Source organism: Holdemania massiliensis AP2, assembly GCF_000327285.1.
Taxonomy (GTDB): Bacteria; Bacillota_I; Bacilli_A; order Erysipelotrichales; family Erysipelotrichaceae; genus Holdemania; species Holdemania massiliensis.
In genome coordinates this window covers 292,446-309,132 of sequence record NZ_HE998568.1, presented here as the reverse complement: position 1 = coordinate 309,132, position 16,687 = coordinate 292,446, and the positions used below count along the sequence as shown (strand labels likewise).

Annotated in this window: 15 protein-coding genes; 9 read left to right on the top strand and 6 right to left on the bottom strand. The window is 49.2% G+C overall.

Features of this window, described 5'->3' with window-relative positions:
• Positions 1–141 precede the first annotated feature (141 nt).
• Positions 142–1,503 (top strand): murein hydrolase activator EnvC family protein, encoded by a 1,362-nt coding sequence (locus BN162_RS17910; RefSeq protein WP_020224818.1) that lies wholly within the window; start codon positions 142–144, stop codon positions 1,501–1,503.
• A 252-nt stretch (positions 1,504–1,755) separates the two neighbouring features.
• On the opposite strand, the gene BN162_RS09285 is transcribed toward BN162_RS17910, so the two are convergent.
• Positions 1,756–2,670 (bottom strand): D-isomer specific 2-hydroxyacid dehydrogenase family protein, encoded by a 915-nt coding sequence (locus BN162_RS09285; protein WP_020224816.1) that lies wholly within the window; start codon positions 2,668–2,670, stop codon positions 1,756–1,758.
• A 167-nt stretch (positions 2,671–2,837) separates the two neighbouring features.
• On the opposite strand from BN162_RS09285, the gene BN162_RS17905 reads away from it, so the two are divergent.
• The 4 genes from BN162_RS17905 to BN162_RS09260 all read left to right on the top strand — a co-directional run bounded on the left by BN162_RS17905 (position 2,838) and on the right by BN162_RS09260 (position 9,165).
• Complete coding sequence (locus BN162_RS17905; protein WP_020224815.1) at positions 2,838–4,262, top strand: sensor domain-containing diguanylate cyclase; 1,425 nt, start codon at positions 2,838–2,840, stop codon at positions 4,260–4,262.
• A gap of 300 nt (positions 4,263–4,562) precedes the next feature.
• Positions 4,563–6,080, top strand: coding sequence for a S41 family peptidase (locus tag BN162_RS09270; protein WP_020224813.1), 1,518 nt, complete (start codon positions 4,563–4,565; stop codon positions 6,078–6,080).
• Positions 6,070–8,049, top strand: a complete 1,980-nt coding sequence (gene uvrB / locus BN162_RS09265) for an excinuclease ABC subunit UvrB (RefSeq protein WP_020224812.1) — start codon at positions 6,070–6,072, stop codon at positions 8,047–8,049. Before BN162_RS09270 ends, uvrB begins: the two co-directional genes overlap by 11 nt.
• A gap of 240 nt (positions 8,050–8,289) precedes the next feature.
• A complete protein-coding gene (locus BN162_RS09260) occupies positions 8,290–9,165 on the top strand; it encodes an NAD(P)H-dependent oxidoreductase (RefSeq protein ID WP_020224811.1) in 876 nt (291 codons plus the stop codon).
• Between the two features lie 40 nt (positions 9,166–9,205).
• Here the strand turns inward: BN162_RS09260 and BN162_RS18915 are convergent, their stop codons facing one another.
• From BN162_RS18915 to BN162_RS19265, 5 genes are all read right to left on the bottom strand, one after another.
• A complete protein-coding gene (locus BN162_RS18915) occupies positions 9,206–9,529 on the bottom strand; it encodes a hypothetical protein (protein ID WP_020224810.1) in 324 nt (107 codons plus the stop codon).
• Positions 9,523–9,732: an HRDC domain-containing protein gene (locus tag BN162_RS19270; RefSeq protein ID WP_020224809.1), complete on the bottom strand. Its 210-nt coding sequence runs from the start codon at positions 9,730–9,732 to the stop codon at positions 9,523–9,525. Before BN162_RS19270 ends, BN162_RS18915 begins: the two co-directional genes overlap by 7 nt.
• Positions 9,733–9,915, bottom strand: a complete 183-nt coding sequence (locus tag BN162_RS18905; protein WP_208854758.1) for an RQC domain-containing protein — start codon at positions 9,913–9,915, stop codon at positions 9,733–9,735. It abuts the gene before it with no gap.
• Positions 9,879–10,151, bottom strand: a complete 273-nt coding sequence (locus tag BN162_RS18900; protein WP_020224807.1) for a RecQ family zinc-binding domain-containing protein — start codon at positions 10,149–10,151, stop codon at positions 9,879–9,881. Before BN162_RS18900 ends, BN162_RS18905 begins: the two co-directional genes overlap by 37 nt.
• Before the next feature lie 239 nt (positions 10,152–10,390).
• Positions 10,391–10,549, bottom strand: coding sequence for a hypothetical protein (locus BN162_RS19265; RefSeq protein ID WP_367892272.1), 159 nt, complete (start codon positions 10,547–10,549; stop codon positions 10,391–10,393).
• A 450-nt stretch (positions 10,550–10,999) separates the two neighbouring features.
• Here BN162_RS19265 and BN162_RS09235 point away from each other — a divergent pair, with 450 nt between their 5' ends.
• From BN162_RS09235 to BN162_RS09220, 4 genes are all read left to right on the top strand, one after another.
• Positions 11,000–12,619 carry a PASTA domain-containing protein gene (locus BN162_RS09235; protein WP_020224806.1) on the top strand — a complete coding sequence of 540 codons (1,620 nt, stop codon included), beginning with the start codon at positions 11,000–11,002 and terminating at the stop codon, positions 12,617–12,619.
• A 62-nt stretch (positions 12,620–12,681) separates the two neighbouring features.
• Positions 12,682–14,274 carry an ABC transporter permease gene (locus BN162_RS09230; protein ID WP_020224805.1) on the top strand — a complete coding sequence of 531 codons (1,593 nt, stop codon included), beginning with the start codon at positions 12,682–12,684 and terminating at the stop codon, positions 14,272–14,274.
• A gap of 14 nt (positions 14,275–14,288) precedes the next feature.
• Positions 14,289–14,966: an ABC transporter ATP-binding protein gene (locus tag BN162_RS09225; protein WP_020224804.1), complete on the top strand. Its 678-nt coding sequence runs from the start codon at positions 14,289–14,291 to the stop codon at positions 14,964–14,966.
• A 148-nt stretch (positions 14,967–15,114) separates the two neighbouring features.
• Positions 15,115–16,686 (top strand): ABC transporter permease, encoded by a 1,572-nt coding sequence (locus BN162_RS09220; RefSeq protein WP_020224803.1) that lies wholly within the window; start codon positions 15,115–15,117, stop codon positions 16,684–16,686.
• Position 16,687: the final 1 nt, after the last annotated feature.

The following is a 16,687-nucleotide window of genomic DNA, read 5'->3' as shown; positions in this document are numbered from 1 at the left end:
GGTGCTGTTTTCAGAGATGTTTAAGCTGACGCCGCCGCATCCATTTGTGCTGCAGCTGTCGTTAATCTTATTAGGCATCGGGATGGCGGTCGGATTGATCGGCAGCTTCATGTCGGTAACAAAATATCTGAGGTGGAAACGATGAAAAAACTGGGACTGATCTTATTGAGCGCCATCCTGCTTCTGGGCATGGTCTTGCCGGTCATGGCCGATGAGGACGAGGATGTTTATTATCTGACAATGTGTTCCGGTTCGGATTTGTCCGAAGCGCAGAAGACGGAATGTCAGAACTACGCGTCGAAGCGCAACAATGAACTGCAGAACGAATTGAATGAAATCAAAAAGAAGCGCAAAGAAATCGAAGAAGATCTGGCGAAGGTCGGACAGGAAATCAGAAACTATGATTCACAGATTTCCTCACTGCAGTCGCAGATCAATTCCTTAAACGCTCAAATTGTAGAAAAGGAAGCTTCGATTGCCGCTTTGGAAGAACAGATTCTGCAAAAGGAAAACGAAATTAACGCATTGCGGGAAAAGGTGGAACAGCGGCTGGTGCGATCCCAGCAGACGCTGCATACCAATCAATTTCTGGACTTTCTGATGGGCGCAGAGGACTTCACTTCGCTTTTACGGCGGATTCAGGGCGTCAACGACATCATGAATTATGATAAGAAATCGCTGGAAGAATTAAAGACGCTGATGGATCAGCTGAATGCCGACAAAGAACAGCTCAACATTGAAAAGGAAGAGCTGGAAGCGACCAAGACGGATGTCGAAGCCAAGAAGCGCCAGGTTGTCAGCTTAAAAGCGACGGCGGAGCTGGCGCAGAAGAAATATGAAGAACAAGCAGCGGAACTGGAAGCGCAGGGCAATCAGATTTCAGGCAGCCTGAGCGAGCTGAAAGGCATGCTCAGCTCCTTAGGACTGGGTTCAATTCTGACTTCCAGCGGCTTTACCCGGCCGACAAACAGCGGCCGTCTGTCCGCCGGAACCTGGCATTATGGCCTGAATGTCAATGGCGGAGTCCATCTGGGTATGGATATTGCGGCGGGTGTCGGAACACCGATTTTTGCGGCCGGCAACGGCGTTGTGCTGGCGAGTGCGGACGGCTGTTCCAACGATGGCTACATCGGCAATTCCTGCGGCGAAGCCCAGGGCGGCAGCCGCGGCGGCGGAAATCAGGTGTACCTCTTGACAAGCATCAACAACGTGACCTATGCCGTTAAATATCTGCATATGAGTCCGGGAAGTCCGGCGCCAACCGGAAGAGTGGTCGATGCCGGGGATCAGATCGGAACCATCGGCAAATCCGGCAATGTGACCGGCGCTCACGTGCATGTGGAAGTGTTCAAGCTGGGAACCATGTCCTTGGAAAGCTATGCCAGCAGCTGGAGCGGTGATCTGGCCTTCGGCGCCGGCTGGGGAGCGGCAGGATTAAACCGGCTGTGCTCTAATGTCGGAGCCCCTTGCCGTGTAAAACCGGAAACCGTTTTCGGATACTAAGCAAACCGGTAATTGACAAAACAGCAGGAAAGGGATAGATTAAAAACCAATCCGTTTCCTTGCGAAGAGAAAAAAAACGCGGCTGCGGTAGGACGGAAATTGATTTCCTGTCAGAAACAGAGCGTTTTTTTCTTTGGCAAAACCGCTCAGGTTTTGTCTTTGAATCATGGATGAACGCAAACCTGAAAGTTTATAAATAAAAACGTCCGGGATCCGCACTGCAGATTTCCCCGGACTTTTCTTGACTTCGCGTTATTGAACCGAATGTTCGTCGGACTGAGCTTGCAGAAAATTCTCCATGTTGGCTAAGACCTTCTGCCCCAGCCGTTCGATGCACTGTACGGAATTGCCGGCAGAGGTTCTTAAACACCGCACCCGCGGATGATCGAGCAGCGTCAGATCGCCTAATGCCCGTTCACTGTCGCAGAAGAAATGCGTGTCTGGCAAAGCCAGCCACCGCTTCAAAGCTTCAGGATCATGTCCCGGACCGATCGATGTGTTGAACACGATTTTGTGATCGCCCAGCCGCTGAAACTGTTCCCATCCCATGACAATGGCATTTTTATTCAAACATTCGCAGATGACGTCGTTGTGCTCAAGCAGGCTGTCCAGCGGCTGATAAACCATGCCCTGTGCTTCCTGTTCAGGTTTGCGGGTCCGACTGTAATATTGGATCTTTGAACCAAAGTGCATCAAACCCCGGGCAATAATCTGGCCGGTCGTACCCATGCCGAGAATTCCAACCTTCAAATCCGTCAGCTCCAGCGGAATGGGTCTGAAGGATGGCTGCCGGTAACCATTGAGGAAGCCGATCAGTTCATACAGGACATATTCGACGACGCCTTCATCCCCATAATCACGGATGCCGGTAACAGTGATGCCCAGTTCTCGCGCGGCTGCGATATCGACGTTGGCACTGGCTTCCGAGTACAGACTGCAGCACATTCCAATGTAGCGAAGCTGGCGGCAGGCTTTCAGCACCGAAGCGCCGACATTCGTTTTCCAACTCACCAGCAGACAGTCCGCATCGCCGATCCGCCGGATGATTTCATCCTCATCCCCCGGCGAATCCGGATACTCAATGACTGTTTCAGCCAGATCGTTAACCCGCAGCCGGGCATTCTCATTCATCCCGACCGGTTCCAGGATGACACATTTTTTAAACATAAAATTCCTCCTGTTTTCTTTTATTATAGCATACAATCCCTGTCCTGCCGCGGCAGGGGAAAATACGATAAGTTCAGTTGTTCACAATCCTTGCCGAAGCGGATTGAATCCGCGGTTAGGAAATGGTAAGATTAAGATAATGTCAGCGGCAGGAAAAGAGGAACGTTATGAACAAGAAGGAATATCCGGTTTCCGGCATCTTGGCGGCCGGGCTTCTCATTGCGGCACTGTTGGGAGTCATGGGAATTTTTTATCAGAGCCTGCAGGAAAAATTATTTACGCAGGCGGTGAACAATCTTGTCGTAACCACTCAGTCCGATAAATTATATTTCGATCAAATCATTCAAAATCGGCTGTACTGGCTGGAAACGATCGCTGAAATCAGCGATGTTCCGGACGCGGAAGGACAGGAAAACTGGCAGAAGATCCTGAATTGGGAGAGCGTGGACGGAATGCGCTTTGGCGTTGCGGATGCGCGGGGAAATTTGACGTATGCGAAGCAGGCGGTCATGGATATCAGCAATCGTGAATATTTTCAGGCGGCAATGCAGCGGAAAACGACAATTTCCGGGCCTCTGACGACGCCGGAGGGAGAGGACAGCATCGTGCTGACCGTACCGATGATCCGCCAGGGAGAAGTCCAGGGAGCGGTTTGCGCTGAGATTACAACCACGGCTCTGGGCGCTTCACTTAACAATTACGCCAATCCCAAGGCCAAGGCGACGCTGGTCTTCACTCCGCAGGGGCAACTCATCTCCTCTTATGCGGGGATGGAACGCTACGCAACTATTTATGAAATGTTGGAAACGATGAAGCTGAAATCGGATGATCTTGTGGAACAGATGCGCAGTGAAGTTCTGGCCGGCAACAGCGGCACGCTGACTTATTACAATGGCGGCCAGCTGCGGCTGCTTTACTATGAACCGGTAGGAATTCAGGATTGGTATATCTGTTCGCTGGTGGTGATGGATGCGCATGAGAAAATCCTGCAGGAAATGAGCGCCAGCGCCTTCGGCGTGCTTGCCGCGATCTTGCTGATCGTCATTCTGCTGGCGGCCACGGGAGTTTATTTGATTCTGTATTTTCAGCGGCGGGTCAGGGAAGCGCAGAAAGATCCGCTGACCGGCGTCTATACCCGATTGATGGCACAGCGGCAGGCATCCCGCATCTTAAAAGAGAACCGCCATACGCTGTGTGCCTGTCTGTTCATTGACGTCGATGACTTCAAGACGATTAACGATCATTACGGACACGATGAAGGCGACCGCGTGCTGATCAGCGTCAGCCGGGTTTTACGCGAAAGTGTCCGCAGTCATGATATTGTCAGCCGCTACGGCGGCGATGAGTTTACGGTCTGGCTGAATAATCTGAAGCAGGAACAGGAAGCCCGGGATATTGCGCAGCGGTTTCTGACGCGGATTGATCAGCAGACAACCGTGCATATCAGTGTCGGCATCGTGATGGTTTCACCTCAGGAACGTGATTATGAAGCGGTATTGAAGCGGGCCGATCAGGCTTTGTATCAGGCTAAGCAAAAAGGCAAAAATCAAATCTGTCTGATCCCGGCTGCGCCGGAGGAAGAAAATCTGTAAGAAGTGGGTTCGTCCGGGATGCCGCTTTTTTGCAAACAGGACGTTGAACAAAGCGCAGGCGTCCTTGTTTAATCAGGAGGACCGCATGAAGCAAGCTTGTCTGATCCAGCCGAAGCTTATTCCTTCAATACGGCCGGGTCGGGGCCTTGTGCTTTTCAAGCTGCGGCGTTTATGCTATACTGGAACTTGAAAAAAGTTAAAGCCAATTTATGCTTAGAAGATGAAAATCTGTTCAAAATAACAGAGAGGTCAGGCCCGCAGGCAGAACTGTGGTAAAATAAAAAAACTGAGGTGACCCGAATGAGTGAAAATGAAAAGAAAACAGTTAAAATTAAATTAGAGCGCCATCTGTGGCCGGATGAGATGCGCCAGCGTCAGCGCCGGCGGCAGGTGAGCGCGTTGATGATCGCTTCGCTGGCGGTCGTTTTTATCGTCGGCTTTTTGTTAGGCGGTACTCTGCATCCCGTTTCTTCTTCTTCCGGAGTCGGCAGTCCCGCCAATACCGGCAAGTTTGCCCAGGGAAAGCTGGACTCCATTTACAGTATTATGAAAAATGAATGGTATTTCGGCAAGGATGATGAAAATCTCGAACAGGATCTGATCGACAGCGCTCTCTACGGCATGAGCAGTTCGGCGCTGGATCCGCATACGACGTATATGTCGGCGGAACAGACGCTGGCGTTTTCGACCGCGATTGACAACAACTTCGTCGGAATTGGAATTCAGTACAACGCTTCCGGTCCCAAAATTGTGACCCGCGTCTTTGTTGATTCCCCGGCATATCAGGCTGGCGTTCAGGTCGGCGATATTCTTTTGAAGGCAGATGGTCAGGTGCTGACCGATTTGCCCAGCGATGAAGTCGCCGATTTAGTCCGCGGGGAAGCCGGGACTGAGGTCGAGCTGGAGGTTTTGCGCAACAACGAGCCGGTCACGATGAAAATCATCCGCGGCGAAGTCAACAATACGGTTTATGGCGAAATGCTGGACGATACGCTGGGATATCTGGAGATTATCTCCTTCGGATCGACGACCGGCATGGAATGCGAACGCTATTTAAAGATGATGAGCGAGCAGGGATTGCAGCATTTGATTCTGGATCTGCGCGATAACGGCGGCGGATATCTGGATGCTTTGGTCAGTGTTTCGAGCTTGTTTCTGCCGGAAGATACGCTGATCATGACGCAGGAATATAAGGATGGCCGGCGCGTGGAGAGTCATACGACCGCCGGTCAGCTTGAAAATATTCAGGGAATCGTCATTCTGATAAACGGCGATACGGCCAGTGCTTCAGAAGTCCTGACCCTGGCGTTAAAGGAACAGCGTGAGGATGTGACGCTCGTCGGCACGCAGAGCTATGGCAAGGGCAGCGTGCAGGTGCAGCGCCCGTTTGCGGATGGTTCGGTTCTGAAATACACGAATTCCCGCTGGCTGTCGCCGAATGAGGAATGGATTAACGGGATAGGCATTACGCCGGATGAGATTGTGGAACTGCCGCCGGTTATGCAGACTACCGCGTCCTCATTCATGCTGGAGGAAACAGAACGTTATGTTCAGGATCAGGTCAGCGAGCATGTGGCTTCGGCCCAGAAAGCGCTGAGTTTTCTGGGGTATGCGGTAAAGCGTACAGATGGATATCTGGATGTTTCTACAACTCAGGCGCTGCGGCAGTACCAATCTGAACACAATTTGGAAGCCAGCGGTGAGCTGGACGCCCCGACGCTGCAGTCGCTGGTTTCCGCTGTTCGGTACAGCTGGTCGATGGATAAGAGCGTTGATAATCAGCTGCAGAAGGCGGTGAGTATTCTCCATGGCGAATGAACATTTTCAGTTAGTTTCTAAATACAAGCCAACCGGAGATCAGCCGGGGGCGATCGATAAGCTGGTCGCGGGATTGCAGGAAGGCAAAAAAGAACAGGTTCTGCTGGGAGCTACCGGTACCGGCAAGACGTTTACGATCGGCAATGTGATCGAACGGGTGAATCGTCCGACGCTGGTTTTTGCCCACAACAAGACGCTGGCCGGTCAGCTGTATTCCGAATTCAAGGAACTGTTTCCGCATAACCGCGTGGAATATTTCGTATCCAATTTTGATTACTATCAGCCGGAAGCCTACATGCCGAAGACGGATACTTATATTGAAAAGAATGCGATGACCAACGATGAGCTGGACATGCTTCGGATGGCCGCGGTCAACTCCGTGCTGGAACGGCGCGACACGATCATCGTCGCTTCGGTCGCCTGTATTTATGCGTCCTCCGATCCAAACCAATACCGCGACATGTTCTTTACGATCCGCGTCGGCGAGCATATTGACCGCAACGACCTTCTGCGCAAGCTGGTGGACCGGCAATACAAGCGCAATGATATGGATCGGGCACGAGGAACGTTCCGTGTGCGCGGCGATACGATTGAAGTCAGCATGGGGCATACCGATACCTTCATGCTTCGGATTGAAATGTTTGACGATGAGATCGAACGGATCTGTGAAGTCGATCCTCTGACCGGCAAGCTGCAGAACGCCTATACGGTTTATAATGTTTTCCCAGCTTCCGGTTATGCCCGGCCGAAAGATCAGATCGAACGCGCCTGTCAGGAAATTGAGGAAGAACTGGAACAGCGCTTGTCTGAACTGGACCGGCAGGGCAAGCTTGTTGAAAAGCAGCGTCTGGAACAACGCTGCCGCTACGATTTGGAAGCTCTGCGGGAATTCGGCGTCTGTCCGGGCATCGAGAACTACTCTTCGCATATCGACGGCCGTCCGGCGGGGCAGCGTCCGTGGAATCTGTTCGATTATTTCCCTAAGGATTTCCTGTTGGTCGTTGATGAATCGCACGTATCGCTGCCGCAGATCCGCGGAATGTACAACGGCGACCGGGCGCGTAAGGAAACGCTGGTGGAATACGGTTTCCGGCTGCCGAGTGCGCTGGACAACCGGCCGATGCGTTTTGAAGAATTTGAAACGCTGGTCAATCAGGCAATTTATGTTTCCGCGACGCCGGGCAACTACGAACTGGATAAGGTTCATGGCGAAGTGGTGGAACAGATTATCCGTCCGACCGGTCTTTTGGATCCGGAAATCACCGTGCGGCCCACGCACGGACAGATCGATGATCTGTTGGATGAAATCCGACAGTGCATCACAAAGAACGAACGCGTCCTGATTACGACGCTGACGGTCAAGATGGCGGAGGATCTGACGGATTATCTGAAGAAGAATGATCTGAAGGTCGCCTATCTGCATCATGAAACCCTGACGCTGGAGCGGACGGAAACGATCCGCGATCTGCGCCGGGGCAAGTATGACGTTTTGGTCGGCATTAACCTGCTGCGGGAAGGCATTGATATTCCGGAGGTATCGCTGGTTGCGATTCTGGATGCCGATAAGGAAGGCTTCCTGCGTTCGGAACGTTCACTGATCCAGACGATCGGCCGAGCTGCCCGAAATGCCCATGGCCGGGTCATCATGTATGGGGACAAGATGACGGATTCCATGAAGAAGGCGATTGAGGAAACCAACCGCCGCCGCGCGATTCAGATCGCTTACAATGAAGAACACGGCATCACTCCGACGACGATTGTCAAGGAGATCGGCGAGGCCATTCATGGCAAGGAAACGCAGGAAATGGCGGCTCGCTACATGAAGAAGAAGTCCAAACTGGGCAAGAAGGAACAACAGAAGCTGATCGACAATCTTGAAAAGGAGATGAAGGACGCGGCGCGGGTGCTCGATTTCGAGCGGGCTGCCGAACTGCGCGATATGCTTTTGGAACTCAGAGCTTCTCTGTAAAACTGTGAATTTTGATCAAAACCGGCAGAAATGCCGGTTTTCTGCTTTGTGAGCGCTTTGACATTGCTGGAAATTATGCTACAATAGATGCCGGAAGCCGGATATTCCGGCGGAGCTTTAGTTCTTTCTTGCTCGCTAAACTCGAAAACTGAGCTTTTAGTTTTTCCTGCTCATAAAACTCGGAAACTGAGCTTTTGGACGATCCTGCTCACAAAACTCGGAAAACGCAAGGAGGAAAGCATGAAAAAACTGATTCTCATTTTTACCGCGGTTCTGATGCTGGCTGGCTGCGCGGCTCAGACACCAGAAACAACCCCGACTCCGGAAACCACTCCGGAAGTTACCGCGACACCGGAAGCAACAGCGGCCACTGACGGCTTTACCGGACCTACGGTGGATTCCGTGACTTCAGCTTCGATTGTACAGGAAGCATACATTCAGGATTATACACCCGCCGGCTTCACCGACAGCGATAAGGAAAAAGCCTTATTTATCATCGGCGATCCGCGCCATAACAGCGTACTGTGGGATATGGCCCGCACAGCGATGAAACACATGGAAGAAAAAGGCATGGAAGTCGAAATGCGCGACTTATACACGATGAACTTTAATCCGGTTCTTTCCGCCGCGGATTTCTATTATGCGAAGGATGGCCAGGGTGAGCCAACGGCGGATATCAAGGCAGAACAGGATCTGGTCAGTCAGGCTGATCATCTGATTTTTGTTTATCCGAACTGGCATGACTCGGAAATCTCGATCGTCAAAGGTTATAAAGAGAAAGTCTTTGCGAAGAAGTTTGCGTATCAGGACGGAGCCAACGGTCTGGAAGGCTTGTTAAAGGATAAGAGCTACTTCACGATCATGAACTGCGGCTACCTCGGCGGCGGACGCGGCTATATCGGCGACGGCGTGGGTATTGAAGACGAAAAGTGGGATACCTACATGAACGCTTTCAAGGTCTTTGATGATGATACTTCAGCTTTCTGGGGAACAACGAACTACGGCCGCTTTGTCAATGACCGCACACCAGGCAATGAGTCTGAAAACTATGGAGAAGAAATCGAGCAGCTGCGTTCAGATCTGAATGCATTCCTGGACAAGGTTTACTTCAACTAAGCCCCCAAAACGCTGAACGATTCTATAAACCACGGATAAACTAACAAAGGGGCTGTGACAGATAGCCCAGGAGAAAAAATAAAAAATGCGTAACTTCAAAAACGCATTTTTTTTGTATCATTAAAAGTGCAAAAAGTATTAAATCCACTCTGATTTCTGAGATAAAACAATGATCTTTATAAACAAAGTTTTCAGCGTCCTCAAGCGTTAAATAGAATTCAGGCTTTTGTGCGCGATTTTCAGTTGTCGAAGCTGATCGCTTTGTGACTTTAGGATGAGCTTGGATAAATTCAGCTATCGCATTCAGAAAGCGTTTCCCATATCGCTCCATCCGGTGAACGCCCGCGCCGGCAACATTCAACATCGCTTTCTGATTTTCCGGCAGCTAATTTCAATCAGCGTCTTATTGCTGAAAATAACATAGGGCGGCAGGCTCTCTTCCTTTGCAAGTCTTGCGCGCAGCCGGCGCAGTTCTTCAAATAAAGCATAACTTGTGCCGGAAAGCGAATTCGGTCTGCTCGCCCGGTTCTTCTGCGGGCGTTTGCCTGGTTCTGGATCGACACGCAATTAGAAGATAACGCGGGTAGTTTCCTGTTTCAGCGGTGTGTAATCGCCTAATTGAAGAACCGGATACTGTTCGCCGGTCTGATGCAGATAACCGCGGGTGATTAACTCCCGAATCAATGTCCGGATCAAGCTTTCGGGATAGCCTTTCAGCGCGCCATAGGAGGTATACTGCTGCGCCCCGATTTCTTTGAGCGGGGCTTGCTGGGCGCCAGTAAGGTTCCCGTGACGGCCGTGATGCCATAACGGCCCTGCATCTCAGCGACACAGCAGATCACATTCTTGGCCGGTGTCGTCAGATCCATCGTTTTGTATTCGCTGTCGCAATGACCGCAATGGCCGCAGGGTTTGCGGTGCTGTTCACCAAAATAACTTAAAATGAAGTTGCGCAGGCAGCCGGTGGTCGGACAGTAATTTTCCATCACTTTTAATCACTTTGCGTTCCGCTGTTTGACAAATACCACAAATTTTACATAACTGGGACGGAAATCCTGTCCCCATTGAGAAATACAATGCGCTTCGTCAACCGTAACCATGGCAATTTTAGCCTTATGGGCAAAATGAATAAATTCCTCATTTTCCAATCGTTCCGGGGCAACATAGATCAGCTTGTAGGTTCCCTGAGCGGCTAGGTTCAGAGCTTTTGTGATTTGCGCAGGCGTCAGGGAGGAGTTGATGTAAGCTGTACGAATTCCCGCGGCGTTAAGCGTTTTGTCTGGTCCATCATTAAGGAAATCAGCGGCGAAATCACAATGGTTGCCCCTGAAAGCATGACCGCCGGAATTTGATAACAAAGCGATTTTCCCGCATCGGTGGGCATGATGGCCAAGGCATCTTTTCCAGAGAGAATGGCGTTAATGATCAGTTCCTGCCCTTCCCGGAATGAATCCTATCCAAAATAAGTTTTTAAGGGTTGCTTTGGGTTCATTTTAACTTCCTTCATTTCTGATAATCACTATGCTTCTATCCTATCATGATTGAAAACCGAACTTCTATATTTTTTTCAATGGAATACAAGCAGGAGGAATCCGCGGAATGTTATAAAATGAAAGCTTTAAAACAGTTCTGACACAATGGAATAAAATGTTCTAAAGAATCATGAAAAATATGCTGCCTTGTCTGCTAAAAGGTTAATCCCGAAACATCCTGATTCATTCTCTCTTGCCGATGTCATAAAGATTTAAGAAAATGCAAAATCCGCTATGTTATAATAAATAAGGTTATCAGAGTATGTTTAAATTATGGAATGAAAAAGGAGAGGAGAACCGTAATGGCAGAACCAAAAAAAGATTATTTAAGCTCGCTGGCTTCTGAAATCGAGAAAAAGCCGGACAGCTTCAAAGAAGAAAAAGTAGAACGCATTGTTAAGCCGAAGCGCAGCCTAGATCCGAAGATCATGATCGGCGTTGCAGCGGCTTTGATCATCGCGATCATCGGTATTTATTTCCTGTTTTTCGCCCCGAAGATCAAGGTGGAAAACTTTGTCGGCAAGACGACCAATGACGTTGGGATCTGGGCGAAGGAAAACGGCATTGATACCAAGAATATTGTAATGAATCAAGTGTACTCCATGGATTATGAGGCAGACCAGATTATATCCCAGAATAAAAAAGAAGGCAGTAAGGTCAAGAAAAACTCAACGCTGATCTTCGAGGTGTCCAAGGGAGCCGATCCGGACGAAAAGATTGATTTTCCGGATATCAAGAGCATGACGCTGGACGAGATCAACGATTGGATCAGCAAGAACAAGCTGTCTAAGGTCAAAGTCAATACGGTTTACAGCGATACAGTCGAAAAGGATCAGGTTATTTCCTTTGATTTGAAATCGGTAAACGAAAATAACTTTACGCGAGGAACCAACCTGACGATCAGTGTGTCCAAGGGACCGCAGCCAGCTGGGGAAGTGACGGTTGATGACTTCGTAAAGAAAGAAGTGTCCAGTGCTGAAACGTGGGCAAAGAGCAAGAAAGTTGAGCTGGAGATCGTCGAGGTTTATCACGACACGATCGCGACCGGACTGGTTGTTTCTCAGTCGATTGAATCGGGCAAAACGATGAAGCAGGGCGATACTCTGACGCTGACGGTTTCCAAGGGGAAAGCCGTTAAGGTTCCGCAATTAGTCGGCTACACCAAGGATCAGCTGGAAGCTTGGGCCGCCAATAAAGAAAACGCGGTTTCCATCGTGAAGAAGGAAGTTTACAGCGACGCACCGGCCGGCAGCGTTATCTCGCAGTCGATCAAGGCCGGCAGCCAGGTTGATTCAGGCACGGTGCTGGAACTGACGATTTCACTGTATATGCCGCAGCTGCAGACCAACAGCCGCGAATGGTATGGCAAAGACTATCTGGCTCTTAACGCGTGGGTTGACGATGTGAATTACCGCGGCGCCAGCATCACGGCAGGCGCGTGGGATGGCGAGGAATGTTCGGATGAATATCCGACTGCCGGTCAGATCATCAGCTATCACTGCATGGCCAATGATGGAACAGATCTGCCGCATGGCTGCGACCGGCCATTGCCGCTGAACGCGAAGATCGGGTATAAGAAATCAACCGGCGGATGTACGCCGAAGGCAGAGGAACCGAAAGAGGTTCAGATCGGTCTGACGCCGCTGGGCTCCGAAGCAGCGATGAAGTCCTTCTGCGATACGAATAAGTTAGCGTGCAGCTTCAATTATGTGTCAACGAAAGATCCTGAAGGTGCGGGCAAAGAAGACGGGCAGATTACTGTGAAAAAAGGCGGAGAGCCGGTAGATCCGAATACGAAGGTGAAAGCTGGTGACGCTTTAAGCATAGAGGTATTCTATAACCCTGATAAATTAAACGATCCGGATAAAGACAAGAACGATGGAACTCAAAACGCCAATGAGGGCAGCCCGGCCGCTGAATAAAGCACGGGTACCCTTGTTCTGTTGATTCCCTGAGTTTTAACCAGAAAGGAAGAATGAGAAATATGAATTTTTTCAATCGAGCGCTTAAAAATGTGACACGGAAGATGTCCAAATCGGTTCTTCTAGCCGTAACCTTTTTCCTGATTGGCAATCTGGTCATTATTGGACTGGGCATCAACAATGCGGCCGAAAACGCAAAGATTCTGACTCGTCAGAAAATGCGGGCAGTCGTTTCGCTGGAATTGGATTATACGACTTATTACAATGACGCGGATAAGATTACGGATGACGATGAACGCGAAGCGTTTTATAAGAATTCGCCGCGGCTCACGCTGGATAAGGTCGAAAAATTGAAAGCGGACAGCCGGGTCAAGGCCGTCAACTTCATTTCCACGCAGCAGATGTATACCAAAGATTTCCAGTCTGTACCGCTGAACAATGATTTTGACAGTAATTATACCCCGCAGGAAAGCACTGACTCTGCGGTTGACGGCGCGGTTTCCATGATGCGGGCCAGCTGGCTTCCGGCGGATCTGCGGGTACAGACGAATCTTTATCCAGATATGATTGAATTTCAGGATGGTACCTATGAAATGCAGGATGGCCGTTTCTACACGCAGGAAGAGATTGACAACTCCGCCGCGGTTGTCTGTATTCCGAAGGAATTGGCAGAGCTGAACAATCTGCGTGTCGGCGATACGATCAGCGTCAACATTACTGATCCGTCGCAGATTGCGGAGATGGAAGGTTCCGAGCTTACTGAGGAGGATTTGCTTCTATCCTTGGAGGTCATCGGTATCTATAAAAGCAACGAACAGTTGGATCCGAATTCCGACGAGTATAAGTGGATGGCTCGTTATGAATCGCCGCAGAACACATTGCTGATGCCGGCGACCACAGCTACTGACAAATACTATGATTTCTATCTTAAATCGTATCATTATTACATGACGACGATGCCGGAATATTATAAAGAAGAAGATATCATGACGAAGGAAGACTACAACATGGCTTCCAAGGCTGTTTATCTGTTGGAGGATCCGCTGCAGGTTGATCAGTTCGTTGAGGATTATCAGGATCAGACCGGCGATTATGTCATTCTCAATGCCAACAATGAAACCTTTAAGAAGCTGGCCCGGCCATTGGATACGTTGTCGTTGTTCTCCAACATCATCGTTTGGATCGTTGTGATCAACGCTGTCGTCATCATCACTCTCGTTACCGCTCTAACGCTGAAAACCCGGGAATATGAGATCGGCGTGCTGCTTTCGATCGGAGTTTCCAAGATGAAGATTGTGGCGCAGTTCTTTATCGAACTGGTCATTGTCGCGCTGATCGGCTTTAGCTTGTCGGTAGCCAGCGGTTCATTAGTGGCCAAGCAGGTCGGCAAGATGGTGCTGAACTATCAGGTCGATACGGAGAATAAATACGCGGATGAGAATGACAGCAGCAATAACTTCTATTATGGAGAAACCAACTACTTCACCGAGATCACCCAGGAGGATTTGTTAGCGGAATACAACGTGCAGATCAACCCGATGATCATCGCTGAAATCTATATCCTGGGCATCGGCGTCGTCTTCATTTCGATTCTGATTCCGACGTTTATGATCATGCGGTTTAATCCGAAGAAGATCTTAATGAATCAGAATTAAGGAGGATGGAGAATATGTCAACGATATTAAAGTTAGAAAATCTGAACTATGGCTACGAAGACGGCGGTTACAAGCGTCAGATTTTGAAGGATCTGTCTTATGAGTTTGAGCAGGGACAGTTCTATACGATCTTAGGCCCATCCGGCAGCGGCAAGACGACGCTGTTGTCAATCATTGCCGGGCTGGATAAACAGGAGAGCGGCAAGATTTACTATGAAGGCGACGATTTGGATAAGATCGGTCTGTATAAGTACCGCCGTAATAAAATCGGTATTGTTTTTCAGCAGTACAATTTGATCAGTTATCTGACAGGACTGGAAAACATCGAACTGGCGATGACGGAAACGGATAATTCGATTCCGAAGAATCAGAAGGAAGTGGCGTATGCGCTGCTGGAGAAATTCGGGATTGTGAAATCCAAGGCGGATCGGCTGGTGACGAAGCTGTCGGGCGGCGAGCAGCAGCGGGTAGCGATCGCGCGGGCGATCGCGTCGAACGTGGATTTAATCTTCGCGGATGAACCGACGGGGAACCTGGATACAGCAACGGAACAGGAGATCATCAAGATTTTCCGGATGCTGACAGAGGAATTCGGGAAAACGGTTATTGTCGTTACCCATTCCAATGTCGTATCGGGACTGAGCGATCACCGGGTGCTTTTAAACGAAGGTCAGCTGATCGATATTCAGTAAATAAGACTGAGGAGCAATCCTCGGTCTTATTTCTGTAATGAAATTGAAAGGAATTCGCTATTTAGATTTCAGACTTCTGTGATACTATAAAATCAGAACATAGAAATTAGGCGGCTGACGCCGTCAACAATGAAGGGGGAAGTGAAGAATGAATTTTTTCACCCGTGCGCTTAAAAATGTAACGCGCCGCATGTCGAAGTCAATTTTACTGGCCATTACCTTTTTCCTGATTGGAAATCTGGTCATTATTGGACTGGGCATCAACAACGCTTCAGAACAAGCAAAAGTCGAAACCCGCAGAAAGATGCGGGCGGTTGTTTCCTATGAAGTTGATTATCAGGCTTTCTGGGATTATGCTGACAACTTGCCGGAAGAGGAGCAGCAGGAGGCCTACAAAAATTATCCGCAGGTCAAAATGGAAGATATTAAAAATCTGATGACCGATGAACGGGTAAAAACCGTCAATATCGTTAACAGCAACATGTTGTATTCCAATGGTTTTGAAACGGTCCCGCTGAACAATGAACGGGAGAATAATGGCGGGGGCAGCATTACCTATGAAGATGGAACCACCGTTGAATATGTCGAACCGGATCTGCGGCTGCAGACCAATTTCTTTCCGAATATGATTGAGTTGGAAGACAACATGTATGAAGTCGTCGAAGGCCGGTTCTATAATCAGGAAGAAGTGGATAACGGTGCCATGGTTTGTTTGATTACGGATAAGCTTGCGGACCTAAATAATCTGCGGATCGGCGATCAGATCTCAATCGATTTAGTTGGGCGAAGTGAAATGCAGTATTACCAACAGAGCGGGATCACCGAAGAAGATATTACGATGACGCTGGAAATTATCGGTATCTTCCATAACAATGAGGAACTGGATGAAAATTCTGATGAATATCAATGGATGAGCCGGTATAACTCGCCGGACAACATCATTTTGGCGCCGGCTTTGGCTTACGGCAATGCCTATTATCAAATGGGGATTAAGCAGTGGGAGTATGGAAAAGAACAGAATCCAGAATACTACTTGGATGCCGAAAGACCGACGCCGGAAAGCTATACGTATGTGAACGAAGCGGTCTTTTTACTCGATGATCCGCTGCATGTTGATGAGTTTGTGGCTGATCACCAGGCAGATCTGAAAGAATATATGTTGATGGACGCGAACAATGATACGTTTAAGAAACTGGCGCGTCCGCTGGATACACTGTCGCTGTTCTCCAACATTATCGTTTGGATTGTAGCGATCAATGCGGTTGTTATCATTACGCTGGTCACCGCTTTAACGCTGAAAACACGGGAATATGAGATCGGCGTGCTGCTTTCTATGGGGGTATCCAAGATGAAGGTGGTGGCCCAGTTCTTCGTTGAACTGATTGTCGTGGCCTTGATCGGATTCACTTTATCAGTAGCCAGCGGTTCTTTAATCGCTAAACAAGTGGGCAAGCTGGTTATGGATTATCAGGTGGATACGGAAAAGCAGTACAGTGATCTGGATGATCAGAACAATGGAACTTATTACTGGGGTGATACAAACTACTTCACTGAACTCAGCCAGGACGATCTGTTAGCGGAATATGAAGTTCAGATCAATCCGATGATCATTGGTGAAATCTATATCCTGGGCATCGGCGTTGTATTCATTTCCATTTTGATCCCATCCTTCATGATCATGCGGTTTAATCCGAAGAAGATCCTGATGAATCAGAATTAAG